This is a genomic window from Dactylosporangium sp. CA-233914, from assembly GCF_050942935.1.
GTDB lineage: Bacteria > Actinomycetota > Actinomycetes > Mycobacteriales > Micromonosporaceae > Dactylosporangium.
This window is the reverse complement of sequence record NZ_CP192030.1, coordinates 11,340,588-11,362,785: the sequence shown is the minus strand read 5'-3', so window position 1 is coordinate 11,362,785 and position 22,198 is coordinate 11,340,588. Positions and strand designations below refer to the sequence as shown.

At 71.9% G+C, this 22,198-nt stretch carries 17 protein-coding genes and 1 riboswitch; of the genes, 13 read left to right on the top strand and 4 right to left on the bottom strand.

From position 1 onward, the window contains the following. Window positions 1-15: 15 nt before the first annotated feature. Complete coding sequence (locus ACQPY0_RS50575) at window positions 16-1,596, top strand: diguanylate cyclase domain-containing protein (RefSeq protein ID WP_432978271.1); 1,581 nt, start codon at window positions 16-18, stop codon at window positions 1,594-1,596. Between the two features lie 62 nt (window positions 1,597-1,658). After that, window positions 1,659-1,800, top strand: a riboswitch (cyclic di-AMP (ydaO/yuaA leader). A gap of 580 nt (window positions 1,801-2,380) precedes the next feature. Further along, complete coding sequence (locus tag ACQPY0_RS50570; protein ID WP_432978268.1) at window positions 2,381-3,118, top strand: hypothetical protein; 738 nt, start codon at window positions 2,381-2,383, stop codon at window positions 3,116-3,118. A 689-nt stretch (window positions 3,119-3,807) separates the two neighbouring features. Here ACQPY0_RS50570 and ACQPY0_RS50565 read toward each other — a convergent pair. From ACQPY0_RS50565 to ACQPY0_RS50555, 3 genes are all read right to left on the bottom strand, one after another. Next, window positions 3,808-4,836, bottom strand: coding sequence for a hypothetical protein (locus tag ACQPY0_RS50565; RefSeq protein WP_432978265.1), 1,029 nt, complete (start codon window positions 4,834-4,836; stop codon window positions 3,808-3,810). Further along, a complete protein-coding gene (locus tag ACQPY0_RS50560; RefSeq protein ID WP_432978262.1) occupies window positions 4,833-5,351 on the bottom strand; it encodes a SigE family RNA polymerase sigma factor in 519 nt (172 codons plus the stop codon). Before ACQPY0_RS50560 ends, ACQPY0_RS50565 begins: the two co-directional genes overlap by 4 nt. Before the next feature lie 514 nt (window positions 5,352-5,865). Then, window positions 5,866-6,969 (bottom strand): polyprenyl synthetase family protein, encoded by a 1,104-nt coding sequence (locus ACQPY0_RS50555; protein ID WP_432978259.1) that lies wholly within the window; start codon window positions 6,967-6,969, stop codon window positions 5,866-5,868. A 334-nt stretch (window positions 6,970-7,303) separates the two neighbouring features. Here ACQPY0_RS50555 and dnaG point away from each other — a divergent pair, with 334 nt between their 5' ends. Next, the gene (dnaG, locus tag ACQPY0_RS50550) at window positions 7,304-9,154 is read left to right on the top strand and encodes a DNA primase (RefSeq protein WP_432978256.1); all 1,851 of its coding nucleotides are present in this window, start codon (window positions 7,304-7,306) and stop codon (window positions 9,152-9,154) included. A gap of 177 nt (window positions 9,155-9,331) precedes the next feature. Next, window positions 9,332-9,874: a hypothetical protein gene (locus tag ACQPY0_RS50545; RefSeq protein WP_432978253.1), complete on the top strand. Its 543-nt coding sequence runs from the start codon at window positions 9,332-9,334 to the stop codon at window positions 9,872-9,874. Here the strand turns inward: ACQPY0_RS50545 and mptB are convergent. After that, window positions 9,851-11,254, bottom strand: a complete 1,404-nt coding sequence (gene mptB, locus ACQPY0_RS50540; RefSeq protein ID WP_432978250.1) for a polyprenol phosphomannose-dependent alpha 1,6 mannosyltransferase MptB — start codon at window positions 11,252-11,254, stop codon at window positions 9,851-9,853. The genes ACQPY0_RS50545 and mptB overlap by 24 nt on opposite strands. A 55-nt stretch (window positions 11,255-11,309) precedes the next feature. Between mptB and ACQPY0_RS50535 the strand changes: the two genes are divergently transcribed. The 9 genes from ACQPY0_RS50535 to xylA all read left to right on the top strand — a co-directional run bounded on the left by ACQPY0_RS50535 (window position 11,310) and on the right by xylA (window position 22,023). Beyond that, complete coding sequence (locus ACQPY0_RS50535; protein ID WP_432978247.1) at window positions 11,310-12,242, top strand: ABC transporter ATP-binding protein; 933 nt, start codon at window positions 11,310-11,312, stop codon at window positions 12,240-12,242. Window positions 12,243-12,245: 3 nt separating this feature from the next. Further along, window positions 12,246-13,007, top strand: a complete 762-nt coding sequence (locus ACQPY0_RS50530; protein WP_432978244.1) for an ABC transporter permease — start codon at window positions 12,246-12,248, stop codon at window positions 13,005-13,007. A 181-nt stretch (window positions 13,008-13,188) separates the two neighbouring features. After that, entirely contained in the window at window positions 13,189-13,995 is an 807-nt protein-coding gene (locus ACQPY0_RS50525) for an ABC transporter permease (RefSeq protein WP_432978241.1), read from the top strand. 487 nt (window positions 13,996-14,482) lie between these two features. After that, entirely contained in the window at window positions 14,483-15,673 is a 1,191-nt protein-coding gene (locus ACQPY0_RS50520) for an ROK family protein (protein ID WP_432978238.1), read from the top strand. After that, window positions 15,670-17,271, top strand: coding sequence for a sugar ABC transporter ATP-binding protein (locus ACQPY0_RS50515; RefSeq protein WP_432978235.1), 1,602 nt, complete (start codon window positions 15,670-15,672; stop codon window positions 17,269-17,271). The genes ACQPY0_RS50520 and ACQPY0_RS50515 overlap by 4 nt, the downstream gene beginning before the upstream one ends. Next, the gene (locus tag ACQPY0_RS50510; RefSeq protein ID WP_432978232.1) at window positions 17,268-18,320 is read left to right on the top strand and encodes an ABC transporter permease; all 1,053 of its coding nucleotides are present in this window, start codon (window positions 17,268-17,270) and stop codon (window positions 18,318-18,320) included. The genes ACQPY0_RS50515 and ACQPY0_RS50510 overlap by 4 nt, the downstream gene beginning before the upstream one ends. A gap of 113 nt (window positions 18,321-18,433) precedes the next feature. Beyond that, the gene (locus ACQPY0_RS50505) at window positions 18,434-19,486 is read left to right on the top strand and encodes a substrate-binding domain-containing protein (RefSeq protein WP_432978229.1); all 1,053 of its coding nucleotides are present in this window, start codon (window positions 18,434-18,436) and stop codon (window positions 19,484-19,486) included. An 82-nt stretch (window positions 19,487-19,568) separates the two neighbouring features. Then, complete coding sequence (locus ACQPY0_RS50500; protein ID WP_432995747.1) at window positions 19,569-20,711, top strand: Gfo/Idh/MocA family protein; 1,143 nt, start codon at window positions 19,569-19,571, stop codon at window positions 20,709-20,711. A gap of 133 nt (window positions 20,712-20,844) precedes the next feature. Further along, window positions 20,845-22,023, top strand: coding sequence for a xylose isomerase (gene xylA / locus ACQPY0_RS50495; protein ID WP_432978226.1), 1,179 nt, complete (start codon window positions 20,845-20,847; stop codon window positions 22,021-22,023). The last annotated feature ends 175 nt before the right edge of the window (window positions 22,024-22,198 follow it).

Sequence of the window (22,198 nt, the reverse complement as noted above, 5' to 3'; positions counted from 1 at the left end):
CTGGGTGGGCGCGCGATGAGTCGTGATCGGGATGCGGAGATGGCCGCGATCCGCTCCGTGCATCGCATCACCGGCCGGATCAACACCGGCACCACCCTGGCCGAGACGCTGGAGCTCATCGTCGACGCCGTGGTCGACGGGGCCGGGTTCTCCGTCGCCGTCGTCAACTACCTGCACCCCGAGGGCGTCTACGAGGCGGTCGCCCTCGCCGGCTCCGAGGAGGCCCGCGCGGCGCTGCTCGGCACGCGATACCCGCGGGAGGAGCTGGAGGAGTACCTGGGGCGGGCGGAGGAGTGGGGGCAGCTGCGGTACCTGCCGCACGAGCGCCATAGCGACCACATCCACTCCTGGGTGCCCGACGAGGTGCCGGGCGGCGACGGCGTGCCCGAGGACGAGCGCTGGCACCCGCTCGACGCGCTCTTCGCCCCGCTGCGCGCACCCGGCGGCGAGCTCGTCGGCATCCTCGGCGTCGACCTGCCCACCGACGGCCGCCGCCCCGGCCCCCTGCAGCGCGAGCTGCTGGAGATGCTCGCCGCGCAGGCCGGCATCGCGATCGACAACGCCAACCTGGTCGAGGCCCTGCAGCGCGAGCGCCGCCACCTCGCCGCCAGCGAGGAGGCCTTCCGCCTCGCCTTCGACGGGGCCGGCACCGGCATGTGCATGATGAACCTCGACGGCGACGAGACGGCCCGCATGTCCCGGGTCAACCCCGCCCTGTGCGAGCTGCTGGGCCGCACCGAGCCCGAGCTGGTCTCCAAGCGCGTCGCCGACCTGCTGCACCCCGACGACGTCGACCGTGCCCGGCTCGCCTTCGCCGCCGCCCTCACCCACGAGGGCACCCCCGTACGCGACTACGAGGTCCGCTGTGTCCGCGGCGACGGCCGCGCCATCTGGATCGCCGTCACGATGTCGATCGTCGCCGGCCCGCCCGCCTTCGCGATCCTGCAGGTCCAGGACATCACCGGCCGCAAGGCCACCGAGGCCGACCTGGTCCGCCGCGCCTCCCGCGACCCGCTCACCGGCCTGGCCAACCGCGACGCCCTGGCCGCCCCGCTGGCCGCCGCGATCCGGCGCGCCCATGCCGGCCAGGCCCGAAGCGCCCTGCTCTTCTGCGACCTCGACGACTTCAAGGTGGTCAACGACACCCTCGGGCACGACGCCGGGGATGCCGTACTCGTCGCCGTCGCCGAACGCCTCCGCGCCCTCGTCCGCCCCGGCGACACCGTCGCCCGCCTCGGCGGCGACGAGTTCGTGGTCCTGGCCGGCGACGGCCCGGACGCCGCCGGCGCTGCCTCCGGTGGTTTGGACGTCGCCGCCGTGGCCGCCCTGGTCGACCGCATCGAGAGCGCCGTCTCCTCACCGGTGGTGCACGACGGTCACGTGATACGCGTCCAGGTCAGCGTCGGCGCCGCCGTGATCGACGACACGGCCCAGGATGCCGTCGCCGTCCTGCGCGCCGCCGACCGCGCGATGTACCAGGTGAAGGGCCATCGCCACGGCCGCGGGATGACGGACCGGGTGACAGCGCACGGTGAGCGAGCCGGTGCGTCGGGTGGTATCCCGTTGCTGCGGTTGGCCGAGGCGGAGAAGGCCTAGTACGGTCGGGTGGTCTGCTACGGGCGACGCGTCTTCCAGCCGGGAGGCCACCGAGCAGGCGCCGTCGAGCCGCGCCGCACACTTCGGCGTCGCGGGCCGGGGACCCAGGCACCATCTGGGGTGTATCCGTGACCGAGTCACGGTAGGGCGAATCCTCCCGTCCGAACCCGTCAGCTAACCCGGTAGGCGGCACCGGAAGGAGAACCACTGTCATGCTGCACTTCGATGCCCATCGCATTCCTCTGGGACAGGTATCCACTGGAACCTGACCGTCCCGGCGTCTCCCGGATCTTGCCGGCGCTTCCCGGTCCTGCACCGACCGCCTGAGCCAAGGCGCGCCTTCTCCCGCGCCGCAAGGGGTTCTGTCCGCGCCCGTGTCCTTTCGTGCCGACGGCCTGAACCACGCAGCGATTCCCCGGAAGCGGGTCCTCGCGACCGTGCCTCTGACGCCAACCGCGTGAGGTACGCAGCGATGTTCCCGGACCGCGGGGTCCTCGCGACCGTGCCTTTGACGCCGACCGCGTGAGGTGCGTAGCGAGGTCCCCCGCACCGTGGGTCCTTGCGACCGTGCCTTTGACGCCAAGCGCGTGAGGTGCGTAGCGACGTTCCGCGCACCGCGGGGTCCTCGCCCACGCCCTGACGCCGACCGCCTGACTGACCGCGCGATCCCTTCCGCACCACGGGATCACGCCGATGCCGCGCGCCCTGTTCTCGTGCGCCGCGCTCCTGCATGCCCTATGCGGCATGCGGCTTCGCCGTGCGCTCTACCCAGAGGAAGCCTTTCTTGAAATCATTACCGCGCCAGTTCAGTCCTCGACATCGCCGCGCCGCCCGGCCGGCGGTAAAGATCGGAACCTTCTCCGCCGTAGTCCTCTCCGCCACCCTGCTGGCGTCGGCCTCCGGCTCAGGCCCCGGCGCCCGCCCGGCCGCCCCGCTCCCGTTCGCGGCCCCCGCCCCCGCGCACGCCGAGGACGTCTCGCTGATCTTCCCCACCAAGTCCCCATCCGCTTCCGCGTCCCCAACCCCGTCGAGCACCCCGCCCGCGCCGGCGTCGACGACCCCGCCCCCACCGCCGCCCCCCGCCCCACCGCACCCGGTGGCCGGCCTCAACCAGACCCAGATGAACAATGCGGCCGCGATCGTCCGCCAGGGCCGATCCCAGGGCATGCCGGAGAAGGGCCTGATCGTCGCGGTGGCCACCGCAATGCAGGAGAGCGACCTCTACAACGTGGCCAGCACCGCCGTCCCGTCCTCCCTCAAGCTCCCGCACGACGGCGTCTCGGTCGACCACGACTCGGTGGGCCTGTTCCAGCAGCGAGCAAGCCAGGGCTGGGGCACCGTGTCCGAACTCATGGACCCGTCCCACTCCGCAATGCTGTTCTACAACGCACTGGGCCGGGTAGCGGGCTGGCAGAAAATGAGCGTGACGGCCGCCGCCCAGGCGGTCCAGCGCTCCGCCTACCCCAGCGCCTACCAGAAACACGCCAACCGCGCGACCCAGGTAGTCGCCGCCTTGAAGTAACCGCACCGCCAAGCCCGCCGCCGCGCCCAGTCCGCCCACCGAGCACGGACCGCCCACCGAACACGGGCCGGTCGCCGTGCTCGGGCCACTGACCGCGTCCAGCCCGCCCGCCATGCGCACGCCTCCCGTCGCGTTTGAGCCGCTCGTTGCGTTCAGCCCGCCCGTCGCTTCGGATCGCTGATCGCCCCGGAGTTCGCTCCCCCTAGCCATCTGCTGTACCTGAGCCGTTTGGCGTGTCCAGGCCGCGCGTTGCGCCTGGGCCCTCCGCTGTCCTTGGGCCGTCTGTTGCGCCTGGGCCCTCCGCTGTCCTTGGGCCGTCCGCTGCGTTGGGCAACTTGGTGCGGCCCAGGCCACCCGCAGTGCCCGAGCCGCTCCTGCGTCCGAGCCGTGGCGCGGTTCTGGCGATGGCGCGCTGCGGTCGGCTGGGCGCATTTCCCGAGCCGCTCCGTTGCCGCGCCCGAGCCGCTTCGTACGCCCGAGCCGTGGCGCGGTTCCGCATGCCCCACTGTGGTCGGCTGGGTGCAGGTCCCGAACCGCCTGCCGTGACCGAGCCGCCGGGCAGCGGGTCACGGCTGTGGTGGCGAGCAGCCCGATCGCCCCGGGCCTGAGCTGCTCGCTGTGCTCGGACCGGCCCCGCGCCGCGCCGGACTGCCCGCTGTGCCTGGCCGCCGGTGCGGTCGGGCGTCGGCTTAGTAGCGGATCGGGTCGATGGTCCAGTCCTTCACGTCATCGAGCACGTGTACGGTGCCGAGGTAGGTCGGGCCGGGGCCGGGCAGGTCTACGCCGGTGTCGGGCTCGAAGACAGCCGGCATAGGGCCGCCCGGGGTGATTTGGATGCGCATGCCGGGGCCGTTCCGCTCCGGTGCTGGGACGTACGCATGGGTGTTCAGCGTCAGCGTGGTGCGTGTCAACCCCGTGGCCGGGTTTCGGGCGCGGTCAAAGCCCACGAGGAACAGGCCTGACGGGACTGATTCGACATACGCGGCGATCGGCACCGGCCGCTGCGCGTTCGTGGCGAGTTCCTCGGCGATGTGCCGCCAAAGCGCCTCGTCTTCGGTCCTGGTGCCCGGCGCGAATCCGTCGATGGTCGCATACGAGTCCGGGGCCCACTTCCAGAGCATGCCGGTGTGGTCCGGGTTGCCGGTGTAAGAAAACCACTTCGCGTGCCCGGCGTCCGGCTGCCGTGACTCGTCGGCCGACCCGGTGGACTGCGGCCCGGCGCCGGCTGATTCCGTGGATCGGGTCGTCCCAGGGGCGGTGCCAGCCTCGGCGTGGTTCAACGAGTTGGGGACGAAGCCCTTGGCGTAAAGCGTGATGGTGAAGTCGATCGTGCCGTCCTGATTCTTGTAGTGCTCGGACTGCATCGCCGCCCACAACGACGGGTCGGGGTCGGCCGTCACGCCCTGGGGGAGCCAGCCTGGTTTCAGGCGGAGCAGGAGCACTGGGTCGAAGCCGCCCGCGCTGGGGCGCTGCGGCATGACCGACTGGCCTGCGTCCTGCGACGGCATCCCGTCCGGCCGGCCGCTCTGGAGGGCGAGCGCCACGGTTCCGGTCAGGGCGAGTATCGCCGCGGCGGATACGGCGCTCGTGGCCAGGCCGCGTCGGCGGCGCACGCGGCGGCCGTCGCTGACCACGCGATCGAGGTCGACGCGCGACGCCGGTGGGGCGTCGTCGCGATGCATGAGGACCCGTAGGTCCCCCTCGTCCAGCTCGTTCACTTTGTCCTCCCCGTGTCGATGAGTGTCGGGGCCAGGATGCGGCGCATCGTGCCCAGCGCCGCCGACGTCTGGCTTTTCACGGTGCCGGGCGCGCAGCGCAGCGCGTCCGCGGTCTGTTCGACGGACATGTCGCAGAAGAACCGCAGCACCAGTACGGCCCGCTGGCGCGGCGGAAGCTCGGCGAGGGCGTTTCGCAGGTCCAGCCCGACCGCGACGCTCTGCAGTGCCACGTCCTCGACCGAGCGGTCGGGTAGTCGCTCCACCAAGTGGACCCGTGACCACCAGCCGCGCCGCTGCTCGTCGATGAACCGGTGAACGAGCACCGTGCGCACGTACGCATCGATGTTGTCGAACCCGCGCACCCGTTTCCACCGCGCGTAGACGTCCGTCAGCGTCCGCTGGACGACGTCGTCGCCGCGCGACCAGTCGCCGCATAGCAGATACGCCGCTCGGCGCAGCGCGGGCATTCTTGACCGCGCGAACTCGTGAAACTCTTCCTCGACGGCGTCCGCCATGACTCGCCCTCCCCGTGCTTCAACCCATTAGGCGTGAGCGGGGGCCGATCCGGTTCGGCGGAACGGAGAAAATCTTGAGACGCCCGAGACGCATGGGATATGGCCGGTAAAGGCGGCGAAATCGGCCACGCTCCGGGTGGAGGAGAGCGGCCGGACGGTGACCGACGGTGAAGGACCGGCCGGAGCGGTCAACAGCCGGCGGGGAAGTCCGGTGGGCGGCGAACGAACCCGGCGCCGGTCGGGAAACGCTGAAGGGGTGGCGGCGGATGAGATCCGGCGGGCGGCCGACGAACCTGACGCGGGTCGCGGAACGCCAAGAGGGTAGCGGGTGAGATCTGGCGAGTGATGCAGCAGAGGGACGGTGGTGCCGCAGGGGTCGACGGTTGCGCAGATGAACTGGCGGACGGTTTACGGGAAGCGGGGAGTGGTGCAGGTGAAGTCCGTGAGCGTCGTACGAGAGGCCTGGCAGCAGTGCCGGGAAGGCTGGCGAGCGTCGGCGCGACGGCGGGGCTGGTCAGCGGGGCGTGGCGGTCGCGCGGCGGGCCAGAGCGACCAGCTCGGCCACCGCCGCCGGGGAGGGCGAGGCCAGGTCGAGCGCCAGCAGGGCCTGCGACAGCAGCTCCTCGGCCTGCCGCCGGCACCAGTCGCGCGCCCCGGACTGCTCGATGGTCTTCGCCGCGCGCTCGGCGTCGGCGTCGCTGAGCCGGCCACGGCCGTCGAAGAGCGCGACCAGCTCGTCCGCGCCGGCGGCGATCGCAGCGGCGACGGGGAGGGAGCGACGGCGGCGGCGCAGGTCGGGATACGACCGTGGGGAATGCCGGCCGTCGCCCCAGATGCCCAGGAGATCCTCGGTGAACTGCACGGCCAGGCCCAGCCGGACGCCGAACAGGCGCAGCCGCTCGACCTGAGCCGCGTCCCCGCCGCCGGCGACGGCGCCGAGCGCGCAGGCACAGCCGAACAGGGCGCCGGTGCGCTGCTCGACCATGGCCAGGCAGTCGCGCAGCAGGTCGGTGCGCTCCTCGCCGCCGGTCTCGGGGCGGGTGTCGCGCAGGGCGAGGGACGCGTGCTGGCCGTGCAGCAGCTCCTGCACCGTGTCACCCAGGATGCGCAGCATCGCGCGGTCGGGGCCGGCCTGTCCGGATCGCTGCCGCGGCCGGGCTGGTGCGTCAGGGTCGAGCAGGGTGAGACGGCGCGCGGGGGAGCTGTGCGTCGGGTCGCCGGTCGCGATCACGTCGAAGGCGAGCGCGAGCAGCGCCTCGCCGCCGAGCGAGGCGGGCTCGGCACCGAGGATGCTCCAGGCCGTGCCGTCGGCGCGCTCGTCGACCAGGTCACGGCGGATCGCCGACCAGTGGTGCATGAGCTCGACCGCGACCGCGGAGGGCATCGCGTCGTGCGGGTCGCCGCCGACAGCGTCCGCGCATACCAGGGTGAGCGCGCTGCGCAGCGAGGCGGCCGGGGCATCGTCCCCCGCGTGCCAGCCGAGTTGCAGCTCGGCGACCTCGCGGGACGGCTCGGGCAGTCGTCCGATCGCCGTACGCAGCGGCGGCTCGACCAGGCGGCCGGCCCAACGCAGGACGTCGTCCGTGGTCCGCAGGACGATGACCACCGGCAGTCGCACCACCCATCGGGGAAGAGGTTCTCAACGGATCGGGCCGTGCCGATGCGGTCGCCGGCGCCACGAACCTGGTCAAGTATGCCGTCGCGGCCGGGCGCGCACGACGAAAACCGCAATGGCGGGGCAGTGTGGCGAAGTCGGTTGTCGCCCGTCTGGTGCGTGTCGTGGCGAAATCCGCGTGTTGTCCCGGCGGACGTGCCCGGTTCATTCCGGACCCCGGAGGTTCGAGTAGCCATAGGGCCTTACTTGGCCCGGCGGTCCGCCGAGAGCTCGCGAGTCGTAGATTGTCGTAGCCGCGAGGCAGGATGTATGGCGTCGGACTGCGGGGAGGTGGCGGTTGGCCGGCAAGATCAAGGACGAGGACATCGCCCTGGTCCGGGAGCGCACGTCGATCGAGGACGTGATCTCCGAGCATGTCACGCTGCGCTCGGCGGGCGGCGGCAACCTCAAGGGGCTGTGCCCGTTCCACGACGAGAAGACCGCCTCGTTCAACGTTTCGCCCACCCGGAACGTGTATTTCTGTCACGGTTGTGGCGCCGGTGGCGACGCGATCAAGTTCCTGATGGACCACGACCACCTCACGTTCGTGGAGTCGGTCGAGCGGCTGGCGTCGCGGGCGGGCCTGCAGCTGCACTACGTCGAGGCCGGCAGCGCCCCCGTGCGGCCCAGCGGGCAGAAGCACCGCTTGGTCGCCGCGCACGCGGAGGCCGCCCGCTTCTACTCCGAGCAGCTCGGCACGCCCGGCGCTCGCAAGGCCCGTGAGTTCCTGGCCCAGCGCGGGTTCAGCAAGGAGGCGGCGGAGCGCTACGGGTGCGGGTTCGCCCCCGAGGGCTGGGACAACCTTGCCAAGTACCTGCGGCTGAAGGGGTTCACGGCGCAGGAGTTGACCACCGCCGGTCTGTGCCGCGAGGGGCGCTCCGGCGGCCTGATCGACCGGTTCCGGCGCCGGCTGGTGTGGCCGATCAAGGACATCTCGGGTGACGTGATCGGCTTCGGCGCGCGCAAGCTGTTCGACGACGATGACGGGCCGAAGTACCTCAACACGCCCGAGACGCCGCTCTACAAGAAGTCGCATGTGTTGTACGGCATCGACCAGGCCAAGCGCGAGATCGCCAAGCAGAGTCGGGTCGTGATCGTGGAGGGTTACACCGACGTGATGGCCTGTCACCTGGCCGGCGTCCCTGTCGCCGTGGCGACCTGCGGCACCGCGTTCGGCGGTGACCATATCTCGGTCCTGCGCCGCCTGCTCATGGACGCCGACGGCTACGGCGGCGAGATCATCTTCACGTTCGACGGCGACGCGGCCGGGCAGAAGGCGGCGTTGCGCGCGTTCGAGGACGACCAGCGGTTCGTCGCGCAGACCTTCATCGCCGTCGGCCCCGACAACATGGACCCGTGCGAGCTGCGTCTGGCCAAGGGCGACGCGGCCGTGCGTGACCTGGTCGCCGACCGCCAGCCGCTGCTCGACTTCGCGCTGCGCTCCGTCATCCAGCGCTTCGACCTCGACACCGCCGAGGGCCGCGTCGGCGCCCTGCGCGCGACCGCGCCCCTGGTCGCGAAGATCAAGGACCGCACGCTGCGCCCCGAGTATGCCCGTAAGCTCGCCGGCGACCTCGGCATGGAGCTCGAGACCGTCCAGCGCTCGGTCGCCGCGGCCGCGAAGGGCGTCGTCGACCCGCTGCCGGCCTCGGCCCAGCGCCGAGTGCTCGCGCCCGACAGCGCCGAGGCCCTCGTGGAGCGGGAGGCGCTGAAGCTCGCGCTGCAGCAGCCCGCGCTCGCCGGGCCGATGTTCGACGCGATCGGCCCGGAGATGTACACCCATCCGACCTATCACTCGCTGCGCACGGCGGTCCTGGAGGCGGGCGGCGCCTCGAGCGCCGCGGGCGGGGCGGTCTGGATCGAGCAGGTCCGCGAGGCCTGCTCGGAACTGACGGCCGGCGCGATGGTGGCCGAGTTGGCGGTGGAGCCGCTGCGGCTGGACGGGGACCCGGACCCGCGATACGTCGAGGTGACGATCAACCGGCTGCAGCTGATGGCGCTGAACCGCACGATCGGGGAGCTGAAGTCGAAGCTGCAGCGGATCAACCCGGTGAGCAGCGCGGACGAGCACCTGCGGCTGTTCAGTGAGCTGGTGTCGATGGAGCAGCACGCCCGCGCCCTGCGGGACCGCGGTGCGAGCCGCTGGTGATCGTCGTGGCCGTGGCGGCGGTCGTGTCGTCGCCGGACGCCGCGGTGATAGGCGCGACGGCGGCGAGCCGGATGTCGGCACCGGGGTGTGGCGAGATTCGTCGTCGGCGGGGTAGCGGGGGCGGGCGGAAGGTGCCGTGCCGGGATACTGCAGACATTTCATGAAGTAGAGGGCACTGTGTTCGGCTTTTTGAAGCGGCGGCATTTGCCCGCCGGGCAGCGGCCCAAGCTTGGGCCGGACGAGCGGGTGGTTGCGTGGGCCGGGGCGAGCGGGGACAACGTTGTCGTGGCGACCAACCACGGGCTGTGGCTACCGGGGGCTGATGATCGGCTCGGGTGGCACGAGATCCACAAGGCCACGTGGTCGGGGCGGCAGCTGGCCGTCGTCGCGGCGCGGGAGGTGCCGGTGGACGACGAGGAGTACGCGGTGATGGAGGACCTTCCGCCGCTCATCGTCACGCTGCTCGATCCGGACCGGGTGCCGGAGCAGGTGCGGGTGCGGGTCAACAAGTCGATCGCGCACACCTCGCACCACCCGCTCGACGGGCTGACCGGAGCCAGGGGCGGGGTCCGGGTGGTCGGGCGGCGCGTGCCTGGGGTGAACGGGCTGCGGTGGACGGTTCGCTACGACGAGGGCGTCGACCGCGAGGCGCCGGGCGTGGCCGAGCAGACACGCGAGCTGGTCAGCTGGGCGAGGTCAGGCGTCGGCACCGTCGCCTGAGCGCGCGGTCGCCCGGCCGTGGAGGCCGGGTAGTGCCACAGGTCGGCGGCGGGTTCGGGCGAGACGCACTATTAGCGCCACGACCAGGGCGAGGTCCAGGAACGCGCCCGGCACCTTGGTCTTCGTCGCGAGGCCGAGGCTGTCGGGGAGCGTGAGGAACGGCAGCGCCACCACGGCCACGTGCACGCCTGTGCGCAGGCGGCCGGTCAGGCGCGTGCCGGCCAGGACCGTGATGCCGGCCAGCGCGTACCACGCGTAGAAGACCGGGCCGAGCACGGCCATGGCCAGCAGCGCCAGCCCGGCGGCGGTGAGCACGGGATCGACGGCGGGCGCGGCGTTCGGGTCGGCGTGGCGGACCGTGCGCAGGGTCCGCAGCCACAGCCACAGCAGCAGGGCGGCCAGCGTCACGAAGCCTACCGCGCGGGCAACGGCCACCGCGGTGCCGAATGCGCCGGGTTGACCGCTCCAACGCAGAACGTAACCGATCGCCATGCCGACGCCGCTGGGGATGGACAGCCACTGCACGAGGCCGGCGGTGGCGCCCAGCGCGCGCAGGAAGCCCAGGCCGTGGCCGGTGACGGCGGCGAGCGCCGCATAGACCGCGATCGCGGTGGCGGTGAACGTGACAGGATCGCGGCGCCTTCGCGAAAGCAGCAGCAGTACTGCAAAAGGGGCTGCAACCAGCGCGGTCACCTTGATCGCGGCCGCCAGGCCGAATGCCAGGCCCGACAGGGCCGGGCGGGCCCGGGCCGCCAGGGCGAACCCGGCGAGCACGAAGGCCGCGAGCAGGATGTCATTGTGCACGCCGGAGACGACGTGGACGAGGACCAGCGGGCTCGCGGCCAGCACCGCGTTGCTGCCGGTGAGGCGGTGTGCGGCGGCCACGCAGAGGATCAGCCCGAGCACGGCGACGAGGCGGAACAGGCCGACGGCGACGGCGAGGTGGCCGTGCGCGAGCCACGAGACGCCGCCCGAGATCGCGAACCACAGCGGGCCGTAGGGGGTGGGGGTGTCGCGCCACAGCGGCGGGACCTCGGACAGCCACGTGCAGGGCAGCGCCGACGGGCCGTGTTCGTAGAGGTTGATGCCGGCGTCGAAGAGCTGGCCCTGGCAGGCGTACGCGTACACGTCCAGGGCGCCCATCGGCGGCGCGACCAGCAGCGGCAGGCTCCAGATCGCGGCCGTGACGAGCAGTTCGCGCGGGCGGGTGACCCCGCGCAGCCCCCACCACGCGTAGCCGAGCGCGAGCAGCGCGACGAACCACACGCAGACGCCGCTGACCCAGGCGGCGTCGTGGTGATACGGCTTGCCGGCCAGGAAACCGCTGACGGCCAGCAAGGTGGTCGCGGCCAGCCCGAGCCAGCGCGGGTTGAGGCGCACGAGGGCGATAGTAATGGCCGCGAAAATTGTCGTACCCCACGGCTATGGTCGGGGCGTGGCTGACAACGGGGCTTTGATTGCGGCGACGGCACTGGTCAAGCAGTTCGGGAACTTTACGGCAGTCGATGGGATCGACGTGCGGGTGCGGGCGGGGGAGGCGTTCGGGTTCCTCGGGCCCAACGGGGCGGGCAAGTCCTCCACGATGCGGATGATCGGGTGCGTGTCGCGGCCGACGAGCGGGTCGCTGCGGATCCTCGGCATGGACGCGGCGCGCGACGGGCCGGCGATCCGGGCGCGGCTCGGGGTGTGCCCGCAGCAGGACACGCTCGACCCGGAGCTGACGGTGCTGGAGAACCTGGTGGTCTACGCGCGCTACTTCCGCGTGCCGCGCCGGGTGGCCCGGGAGCGGGCCCGCGAGCTGCTCGACTTCGTGCAGCTCGGTGACCGGGCCGGCGACAAGGTCGAGCCGCTGTCGGGCGGCATGAAACGGCGCCTGACGATCGCGCGGGCGCTGGTCAACGAACCCGACCTGGTGCTGCTCGACGAGCCGACGACCGGGCTCGATCCGCAGGCCCGGCACCTGGTGTGGGAGCGGCTGTTCCGGCTCAAGCAGCGGGGCGTGACGCTGGTGCTCACCACGCACTACATGGACGAGGCTGAGCAGCTGTGCGACCGGCTCGTGGTGATGGACGCGGGCCGGATCGTGGCGGAGGGCTCGCCCCGGGAGCTCATCGAGCGCCACTCCACCCGGGAGGTGGTCGAGGTGCGCTTCGGCGCCGAGCCGGCGCAGGACGCCTCCGGCAAGCTCGACGGCGTCGGGGAGCGCATCGAAGTGCTGCCGGACCGCGTGCTGGTCTACACCGACGACGGCGACGCGGCGCTCGCCGAGATCGCCGCCCGCGGCCTCGCCCCGGCGAGCACCCTGGTGCGGCGCGGGTCGCTGGAGGACGTGTTCCTGCACCTGACCGGCCGGACGCTGGTGGAGTGAGCGATGGGCACGCTCGCCGCGCTGGAATATCACCTGGTCGCGTATCGGCGCGTGTGGCGCGCGTCGGTGTTCGGCACGTTCGCACTGCCGGCGATGTTCCTGGTCGCCATGGGCTTCACGGTCGGCGGCTATGTCGATGAGCGATCGTCCGGCCTCGGCGCGCCGTATCTGGACTGGATCGGGCCGGGGCTGCTCGCCTCGACCGCGCTGCAGGTGGCGGTCGCCGACTCGACGTGGCCGGTGTTCTCGATGTTCAACTGGATCAAGGTGTATCACGCGATGCGCGCCTCGCCCTTGACGGCGGCCGCGATCGCGCGGGGGCACCTGCTGTTCGTGGCGCTGCGGGTGGCGATCGCCGGGGTGGCGTTCCTGCTGGTCATGCTGCTCTTCGGCGCGGTGCACTCGTGGTGGGCGGTGGCCACTCCGCTGGCGGCGGTGCTGGTCGGGCTCGCGTTCGCCGCGCCGACGTTCGCGTTCGCGGCGGCGGTCGACAGTGACGGGTATTTCGCGGTCCTGTTCCGCCTGGTGGTCGTCCCGATGTCGCTGTTCGCCGGGGTGTTCTTCCCGGTCGGCGGGCTGCCGGCGCCGGCGCGGGTCCTGGCCTACGCGTCGCCGCTGTGGCACGGCGTCGAGCTCTGCCGCGCGGCGACGCTGGGCACGGCGACGGCGTGGGGCGCCTGGGTGCACGCCGGGGTGCTGGTGGCGTATGTCGCGGCGGGATACGCCCTGGCGCGCCGGGGTTTCACGCGCCGGTTGGAGGACTGATGCCGGCGCGCACGGTTCACGGCCGGTCGATCGACAGGCGGCCGATGGTGGCGATCTCGGGCCCGGCGGCGGTCGATGGGGCGGCCTTCCGGGCCGGTGAGGGGAGTGGGCTGATGGTCGCGGTCTCGGGCTGCGGGCGGCCGGTGGGGCGGTTCGCGGGGCCGGTCGGGGGAGTGGGCTGATGGTCACGGCGATGGTGTACGGGCGGGTCGCGCGGGACTCGGGCGGGGCGCTGTCGGTGGTGGGGCGTAACCTGGCGGCGGCGCGGCATGTGACGTACTGGATGGTGCTGCTGTCGGGCTTCGCCGAGCCGCTGCTGTATCTGCTCTCGATCGGCGTCGGGGTCGGGCGGCTGGTGGGCGACGTGCCGCTGCAGGACGGGCGGCTCGTGTCGTATGCACAGTTCGTCGCGCCCGCGATGCTCGCCGCCTCCAGCATGAACGGGGCGATGGCGGAGACGGTCATGAACTTCTACGGGAAGTTGAAGTTCATGAAGCTCTACGACGCGACGCTCGCCACGCCCGTGACGCCCGTGCAGCTGGCGTCGGGCGAGCTGGTCTGGGCGATGGTGCGCGGCGCGTTCTACTCGGCGGCGTTCCTGGCCGTGATGGCCGGGCTGGGGCTGACCACGACGCTGTGGGCGCTGGTCGCCTTCCCGGCGACGATGCTGGTCGGGATCGCGTTCGGCGGGCTGGGCATGGCGCTGTCGACGCTGCTGCGGTCGTGGCAGGACTTCGACTACGTCAACGTCGCGCAGTTCGGGCTGTTCCTGTTCAGCGGGACGTTCGCGCCGCCGGACAGCTATCCGCTCGCGGCCCGGCTGCTGGTCGAGCTCACGCCGCTGTATCACGGGGTGGCGCTCGTGCGGGGGCTGTGCACGGGCTCGCCCGCGTGGGGGTTGGGGTGGCATGCGCTCTATCTGGTCGGGCTCGCGGTCGCCGGCCTCTGGTTCGCCAGCCGCCGGCTGGGGAGGCTGCTGCTGACCTGATCCGGGACCGATCGGGCCGGACCAAGGCCGGCGTCGCTCCGGTCGCAGCGTGGGGAGGATGCCGATCGGCACGAGCCGGGCGTCGGACGATCGGGAAGCTGACCGGATCAAGGCCGGATCGGTCGAAGCGATGGGGTCGGTGTGTATGGGAGCGCTCACGGTCGGTGGGTCGGCCCGGCCGGCGGAGAAGTTTCTGTGGGTGGTTTGACCGCATTTGGCGGGCCTGGATGCTGTCGGCGTGGCGGCTCTGAGCTGCCGAAACGCGGCAATTTTTGATAGCGTCGGAACTTCCGTTGGAATCAGCAAAAGTTTGGTAACGGGCGCCAGAAGCTCTAGACGGCGGGTGGGATAGCCGCCTAAAGTCTCGACGCAACACGGGTGTAACGCCGCCCACACGCCCCGGCAACCAGGGGCGTTTGGGCGGTGTGGTGGTGTAGCCGCATGTCGCGGTGCGTCCTGGCCCTGCGACCTGATGAGGGGGTGCCCGATGAACACGGTCAGCGCCATTGACAGCCCGGTTCAGTCGCGCCTGCTCCGGCTGTTGCGGGACACCGGGGCGCTGTCGCGGGCCGAGCTGGCGGATCGGCTCGAGGTGCCGCGGCCCCGGCTCCTGGCGGACCTGGACGCGCTGGTCGCGACCGGGCTGATCCGGGAGGCCGGGCCGGCGGCGAGCCGGGGCGGGCGGCGCTCCACGCTGGTCGAGCTCAACCCGGGGCTGCGCTTCGCCGCGGTCGACCTCGGGGCGAGCTCGGTCGACGTGGAGATCACGGACGGGCGGCTGGAGCCGGTGGCGGCATACCGGGAGCCGGCGGACATCCGCTCCGGGCCGAAGACGATTCTCCAGCGGGTCAACGAGATCCTGCACAAGTTCCGGGCCGAGGGCGCGTACGAGCGGCTCAACGCCATCGGGATCGGGGTTCCGGGGCCGGTGAGCTTCCGGGACGGGGTGCCGGTGTCGCCGCCGATCATGCCGGGCTGGGACCGGTTCCCGGTGCGCGAGGTGCTCGGCCGCGAGCACAACTGCCCCGTGGTCGTGGACAACGACGTGAACATCATGAGCATCGGCGAGCGCTACGGCGGTGTCGCGCACTCGGTCGACAACCTGCTGTTCCTGAAGGTGGGGACGGGCATCGGGTGCGGGATCTACCTCAACGGCGAGGTGTACCGCGGCACCGACGGCTGCGCCGGCGACATAGGGCACATCCAGGTCGACAGCCACGGGCCGGTCTGCTCGTGCGGCAACGTCGGCTGCCTGGAGGCGCTGTTCGGCGGCGGTGCGCTCGCGCGGGACGCCATGGCGGCGGCGCGCAGCGGGGCCTCGCCCGCGCTCGCGGACCGGCTGGCCGCGAACGGGTCGGTGACGGCGAAGGACGTCGCCGACGGGGCGGCCGAGGGCGACGTGACCTGCATCCGGCTGATCCGCGACGGCGGGCGGCGCGTCGGCGGGGTGCTGGCCGGGTTGGTCAGCTTCATCAACCCCTCGATGATCGTGATCGGCGGCGGGCTGGCCGGGCTCGGCCACATCCTGCTCGCCGAGATCCGCAGCGTGGTGTACCGGCGCTCGCTGCCGCTGGCGACCGGCAACCTGCCGGTCGTCCTGTCCGAGCTCGGCCCCCGCGCCGGCGTCGTCGGCGCCGCGGTGCTGGCCAGCGAACTCGCATATGGGCGGCCATCATGACCGAACCACCGGCGGAATCCTCCCCGGCCCGACCCGACGTGACCCAGCCGGACGTGGTGCTCCGGCTCACGGACGTGGTCAAGACGTTCCCCGGCGTCCGCGCGCTGGACGGCGTCCAGCTCGAGGTGCGCGCGGGCGAGGTGCACTGCCTGCTGGGGCAGAACGGGGCCGGCAAGTCGACGCTGATCAAGGTGCTCTCCGGGGCGCACACGCCGGACTCCGGTGAGATCCGGTGGCTGGGCGAGCCGGTCGCCTTCAGCGGCCCGCAGGCGGCCATGAAGGCCGGGATCGCCACCATCTACCAGGAGCTCGACCTCGTCGACGGGCTGAGCGTGGCCGAGAACATGTACCTCGGGCACGAGCCCAACAGCGGCGGCTTCGTCGGCCGCCGGACGATGCGCCGGGGCGCGGAGGCGATCCTGAAGCGGCTCGGCCACCCGGAGATCCCGGCGGGGCGCGAGGTCGGCAAGCTGCCGGCCGCGGCGAAGCAGATCGTGAGCATGGGCCGGGCGCTGTCGCGCGAGGCGCGGCTGATGATCATGGACGAGCCGAGCGCCGTGCTGGCCCACGACGAGGTCGAGAACCTGTTCCGGATCGTGCGCGGGCTCACCGCGCAGGGCATCGCGGTCATCTACATCTCGCACCGCCTCGACGAGATCCGCGAGATCGGCGACCGGGTCACGGTGCTCAAGGACGGGCGGACCACGGCCGCCGACCTCGACGCGAAGTCGACCCCCAACCGCGAGCTGGTGAGCCGGATGACCGGCCGCACGATCGAGTACGTCTTCCCGCAGCGGCCCGCGTCGCGCGAGTTCAGCGACCAGCCGCTGCTTCGGGTCGAGGGGCTCACGCTGCCGGGGCGGTTCAGCGACGTCTCGCTCAGCGTCCACGGCGGAGAGATCGTGGGCATCACCGGGCTGGTCGGCTCCGGCCGCTCCGAGGTGCTCGAGTCCATCTACGGCGCCCGCCGGCCCGTCGCCGGGACGGTGGAGCTGGCCGGCCGCCGACTGCGCCCGGGCAGCGTCGGCGCCGCCGTGCGCGCCGGGATCGGCATGGCGCCGGAGGAGCGCAAGAGCCAGGCACTGCTGCTCGGCGAGCCGATCTACCGCAACGTCACGCTGGCCGGCTTCGCACGGTACGCCCGCGCCGGCTTCACCGACTCCGGGCGCGAGCGGCAGGCGGCCGAGGAGATCACCCGCGGCCTCGACCTGCGCCCCGCGGACGTGCGCCGGCCGGTGCGCACGCTGTCCGGCGGCAACCAGCAGAAGGTCGTGGTCGGGCGCTGGCTGCTCGGCGACACGCGGCTGCTGCTGCTCGACGAGCCGACCCGCGGCGTCGACGTGGGCGCGCGGGCCGAGCTGTACCAGGTGATCCGCCGCCTCGCCGACGACGGCGTCGGCGTACTGCTCGTATCCAGCGAGGTGCCCGAGGTGCTCGGCCTCTCCGACCGCGTGCTGGTCATGCGCGAGGGCCGCATCGTGCGCGAGGCGCCTGCCGGCGAACTCGATGAAGACACCGTGCTCGACCTGGTGATGGCCGGCTCGCTGCTCGACGGGGCCAGCCTTACGAGCACCACCCCCGAAGGGACCGCCGCATGAGCACCGCCACCGAACCGGTCGACGTCCACGACCCGCCCCGCGTCGCCGCGCCGGGCTGGTGGAACCGCGACGGCGCCGACAACATCAAGCGCAACCTGGCCCTGATCGGCGTCCTGATCCTGCTGCTGATCATCGGCGCGATCACCCGCCCGGACGTGTTCCTGGACGTCGAGCAGCTGTGGAAGAACGAGCTCGTGGTGCTGTCGCTGGCCTCCAGCATCGGCGTGATCACGGTCGGCATGACCTTCGTGATCATCAGCGGCGGCATCGACCTGTCGGTCGGCGCGATCCTGGCGCTGGCGAGCGTCTGGTGTACGACGGTGGCCACCCAGAGCTACGGCCCGGCCGTCATGGTCATCACCGCGCTGCTCGTCGGGGCCGGGGCCGGGCTGGTCAACGGGGTCCTGATCGCCTACGGGCGGCTGGTGGCGTTCATCGCGACGCTCGCCATGATGGTCTCCGCTCGGGGCCTGGCCCAGAACATCTCCGGCTCGCACACGCAGATCATCAAGGACCCGTTCATCAAGAGCCTCGCCGCCGACAAGCTCCTCGGCGTGCCGTACATCGTCATCATCTTCCTGGCCGTCACCGCACTCGGCTGGGTGCTGCTCAACCGCACCACGTTCGGCCGGCGCACGGTCGCCATCGGCGGCAACGCCGAGGCGGCCCGCCTCGCCGGCATCAACGTCCGGCTGCAGACCGTGCTGCTCTACGTCCTGTCGGGCCTGTGCTGCGGCATCGCCGCCATCATGGTGGTCTCCCAGACCACGTCCGGCAGCAACACCAACGGCGACGGCTACGAGCTCAGCGCGATCGCCGCCGCGATCATCGGCGGCACGCTGCTCACCGGCGGCCGCGGCACCATCGTCGGCTCGCTGCTCGGCGTGCTGATCTTCAGCCAGATCACCAACCTGTTCATCGTCAACCTGCTGCCGCTGGACCTCCAGCGGGTCATCAACGGCGGCATCATCGTCGCCGCCGTGCTCGTCCAGCAGTTCCGGGTCGGGTCGTTCCCGTTCCGGCGACGCCCCGCTTCCGCTTCCAAATAACACCCCAACGCCAGCACGCCGCCGCCCACGCCGGGACGGCAGCGCTGCTCAGTGCACCCAAAAGCACCGGAAGTACACCCCCGAAAACTCCCACCGACGACCTGGAGGTCGTGATGAGCGCAACCTTCCCCGACGTTTCCCGCCGCCGGCTGCTGCTCGGCGGGGCCGCGCTCGGCACCGGCGCGCTGCTGGCCGGCTGCACGTCCAACGAGACCAACGACAGCGAGCCGCAGACCAACACCAAGGAGAACGCCGCCAGCCAGGCCCCCGGCCGGGCGGTCACCATCGGTTTCTCCGCCCCGGCCGCCGACCACGGCTGGATCGGCGCCATCACCGCCAACGCCAAGGCCCAGGCGGCGAAGTTCTCCGACGTCACGCTCAAGCCCGTCGACGCCGGTAAGGACGCGCCGGCGCAGATCGCCGCGCTGGAGTCGCTGATCGCCAGCAAGCCGGACGCGATCGTGCTGCTGCCGCAGGACGGCGCCCAGCTCACCGCGATCGGCAAGAAGGCCATGGACTCGGGCATCATCGTGATCAACCTCGACCGCGAGTTCACCGACGCCGCCGCGTCGTTCTGCCTGATCAAGGGCGACAACTACGGCATGGGCGTGGCCGCCGGGCACTACATCGGCGAGAAGCTCAAGGGCAAGACGGACGCGGTGATCGGCGAGATCCCCGGCATCGACGACCTGCCGCTGACCAAGGACCGCTCGCGGGGCTTCGCCGACACGCTCAAGACGTACGGGCTGTCGGTGAAGCACCGGGTCCCGGCCGGCTTCACGGTGCAGACCGGCCAGGCCGCCGCGGCGAACCTGCTGCAGGCCGCGCCGAAGCTCGACGCGGTGTGGAACCACGACGACGACCAGGGCGTCGGCGTGCTCGCCGCGATCCAGCAGGCCGGGCGCAAGGAGTTCTTCCTGGTCGGCGGGGCGGGCTCCCGCGACGCCATGGACCACATCAAGGCGGGCGACAGCGTGCTCGTCGCGACGGTGACCTACCCGCCGTCGATGGCCTCGTCGGCGATCATCCTGGCCCGGCTCGCGGCCCAGGGCAACGGCATGCGCGACCTGGTCGAGCTGCAGGTACCCAAGCAGATCGTGCTGCAGTCCGAGACGATCACCAAGGACAACGTCGACAAGTACCTGCCGCTGGGCTTCAAGTCCTGACCAGGATTTTGTGAGACCGGATTTTCTAGGAGAGGAACCGCCAGTGTCCAGTCAGGGCAGCAGCGGGGAGCTGCGCGTCGGCATGGTCGGCTACGCCTTCATGGGTGCCGCGCACTCCCAGGCGTGGCGCACCGTGAACCGGGTCTTCGACCTGCCCGCACGGGCGACGATGGTCGCCGTCTGCGGTCGCGACGAGGCGAAGGTGACCGACGCCGCGCGACGGCTCGGCTGGGCCGAGGCGGTGACCGACTGGCGCGAGCTGATCGCCCGGGACGACATCGACGTGATCGACGTGTGTACCCCGGGCGACAGCCACGCCGAGATCGCCATCGCCGCGCTCGAGGCGGGCAAGCACGTGCTGTGCGAGAAGCCGCTGGCCAACACGGTCGACGAGGCGCGGGCGATGGTCGCCGCCGCGGCCAAGGCCCGGGCGGTGGGCGTGCGCTCGGCGTGCGGGTTCAACTACCGCCGGGTCCCCGCCGTCAGCCTCATGCACAACCTGATCGCGGCCGGCCGGCTCGGCGCGATCCGCCACGTCCGGGCCGCCTACCTGCAGGACTGGATCGTCGATCCGAGCTTCCCGCTGGTGTGGCGGCTGCGCAAGGAGCTGGCCGGCTCGGGCGCGCTCGGCGACATCGGCGCGCACATCATCGATCTCACGCAGTACGTCACCGGCCAGCGCATCACCGGGGTGTCCGGGCTGACCGAGACATTCATCAAGGAGCGGCCCCTGCCGGAGGCCGCGAGCGGGCTCTCGGCGTCCGGCTCGGCCACCGGTACTGCCACAGGTGAGGTCACCGTGGACGACGCGGCGCTGTTCATCGCGCGTCTCGACGGGGGTGCGGTGGCCAGCTACGAGGCGACCCGGTTCGCCACCGGCCGCAGGAACGGGCTACGGGTCGAGGTCAACGGGGAGCACGGCTCCCTGGCCTTCGACCTGGAACGCCTCAACGAGCTGGAGTTCTTCGACGCCACCCGGCCCACCGCCGAGCAGGGGTGGAGCCGCATCCTGGTGACCGAGGGCGAGCACCCGTACCTCGGGGCCTGGTGGCCGCCGGGGCACATCATCGGCTACGAGCACTCCTTCACCCACGAGATGCGCGACTTCATCGAGGCCGTCGCCACCGGCGCTGACCCGAGCCCGTCGTTCGAGGACGCGCTGCAGGTGCAGCTGGTGCTCGACGCGGTGGCGCGCTCCGACTCCTCGTGGGTGAGTGTGTCGTGAGCGGTACGGAGCGAAGCGGCGCCTGGTCTGGGTCGATCAGCGCGAAGCGTCATCGAGCCAGACTGGGCGGAGTGGCCGCTCACCAGAGGCTCAGTTTCAAATGCCAGGGCCGGAGCGAAGCGGAGGCCATGGCGTGAGCGATCCGTACGCCCCCACGCCCGCGGACCGGTTCTCGTTCGGGCTCTGGACGGTCGGCTGGCAGGCCCAGGACGTCTTCGGCCCGGCGTCGCGCCCGGCGCTCGACCCGGTCGAGACCGTGCACCGGCTGGCGGACCTGGGGGCGTACGGTGTGAGCTTCCACGACGACGACCTGATCCCCTTCGGCAGCGATCAGACCGAGCGGGACAAGGCCGTGACCCGATTCCGTGCCGCGCTGGACGGCACCGGCCTGGTCGTGTCGATGGCGACCACGAACCTCTTCGGCCACCCGATCTTCAAGGACGGCGCGTTCACCGCCAACGACCGCGCCGTGCGCCGCTTCGCGCTGCGCAAGGTCCTGCGCAACATCGATCTCGCCGCCGAGCTCGGTGCGCCCACGTACGTGCTGTGGGGCGGGCGCGAGGGCGCCGAGTCCGGTGCCGGCAAGCTCATGCGGGCCGCGCTGGACCGCTACCGCGAGGCGATCAACGCCCTCTGCGCGTACATTCGCGAGCAGGGGTACGACATCAGGCTCGCGATCGAGCCGAAACCCAACGGGCCCCGCGGCGACATCCTGCTGCCCACCATCGGCCACGCCCTCGCGCTGATCGCCACGCTGGACGAGCCGTCCCGGGTCGGGCTGAACCCCGAGGTCGGGCACGAGGAGATGGCCGGGCTGAACTTCGCGCACGGCATCGCGCAGGCGCTGTGGCACGGCAAGCTGTTCCACGTCGATCTCAACGGCCAGCACGGGCCGCGCTTCGACCAGGACCTGCGCTTCGGCGCGGGCAACCTGCGCGGCGCGTTCTGGACCGTCGACGCGCTGGAGAACAGCGCCGGCTACCCGACGGCGTACGCGGGCCCGCGCCACTTCGACTACAAGCCGCCGCGCACCGAGGACGCCGACGGCGTCTGGAGCACCGCGGCGGCCTGCATGCGCAACTACCTGATCCTGCGTGAGAAGGTCCGCGCCTTCCGCGACGACCCCGAGGTGTCCGCGGCCCTGGCCACCGCCCGGGTCGACGAGTTGTCGGTGCCGACGCTGCTGCCGGGGGAGTCCCTGGCGCAGCTGCGCGCCGAGGAGATCGACGTCGATGCGGTCGCGGCCCGCGGCATGGCGTTCGAGCGCCTCGACCAACTGGCCACGGAGCACCTGCTGGGCATTCGAGGCTGAGACTTCTTCGCCGCCTCCGGCAGCGAGGGACCATTCGCGGTTGCGCCCCGCGGGTGGGGTGCCGGGGACGGGGAAGAGCAAGAACCGGGGCGCCGGCGCGGTGCCAGCCAGGCAGCGCGCCGGCCCCGGAAAACCGCAGAAGTCGTACCCCATGACAGCGCGGCGGCGCGCGCCG

Coding starts and splice junctions, on each gene's coding strand:
- ACQPY0_RS50575 (WP_432978271.1), top strand. CDS start 16: ATGAGTCGTGATCGGGATGCGGAGATGGCCGCGATCCGCTCCGTGCAT.
- ACQPY0_RS50560 (WP_432978262.1), bottom strand. CDS start 5,351: ATGGCGGACGCCGTCGAGGAAGAGTTTCACGAGTTCGCGCGGTCAAGA.
- ACQPY0_RS50530 (WP_432978244.1), top strand. CDS start 12,246: ATGGGCACGCTCGCCGCGCTGGAATATCACCTGGTCGCGTATCGGCGC.
- ACQPY0_RS50525 (WP_432978241.1), top strand. CDS start 13,189: ATGGTCACGGCGATGGTGTACGGGCGGGTCGCGCGGGACTCGGGCGGG.
- ACQPY0_RS50520 (WP_432978238.1), top strand. CDS start 14,483: ATGAACACGGTCAGCGCCATTGACAGCCCGGTTCAGTCGCGCCTGCTC.
- ACQPY0_RS50515 (WP_432978235.1), top strand. CDS start 15,670: ATGACCGAACCACCGGCGGAATCCTCCCCGGCCCGACCCGACGTGACC.
- ACQPY0_RS50510 (WP_432978232.1), top strand. CDS start 17,268: ATGAGCACCGCCACCGAACCGGTCGACGTCCACGACCCGCCCCGCGTC.
- ACQPY0_RS50505 (WP_432978229.1), top strand. CDS start 18,434: ATGAGCGCAACCTTCCCCGACGTTTCCCGCCGCCGGCTGCTGCTCGGC.
- ACQPY0_RS50500 (WP_432995747.1), top strand. CDS start 19,569: ATGGTCGGCTACGCCTTCATGGGTGCCGCGCACTCCCAGGCGTGGCGC.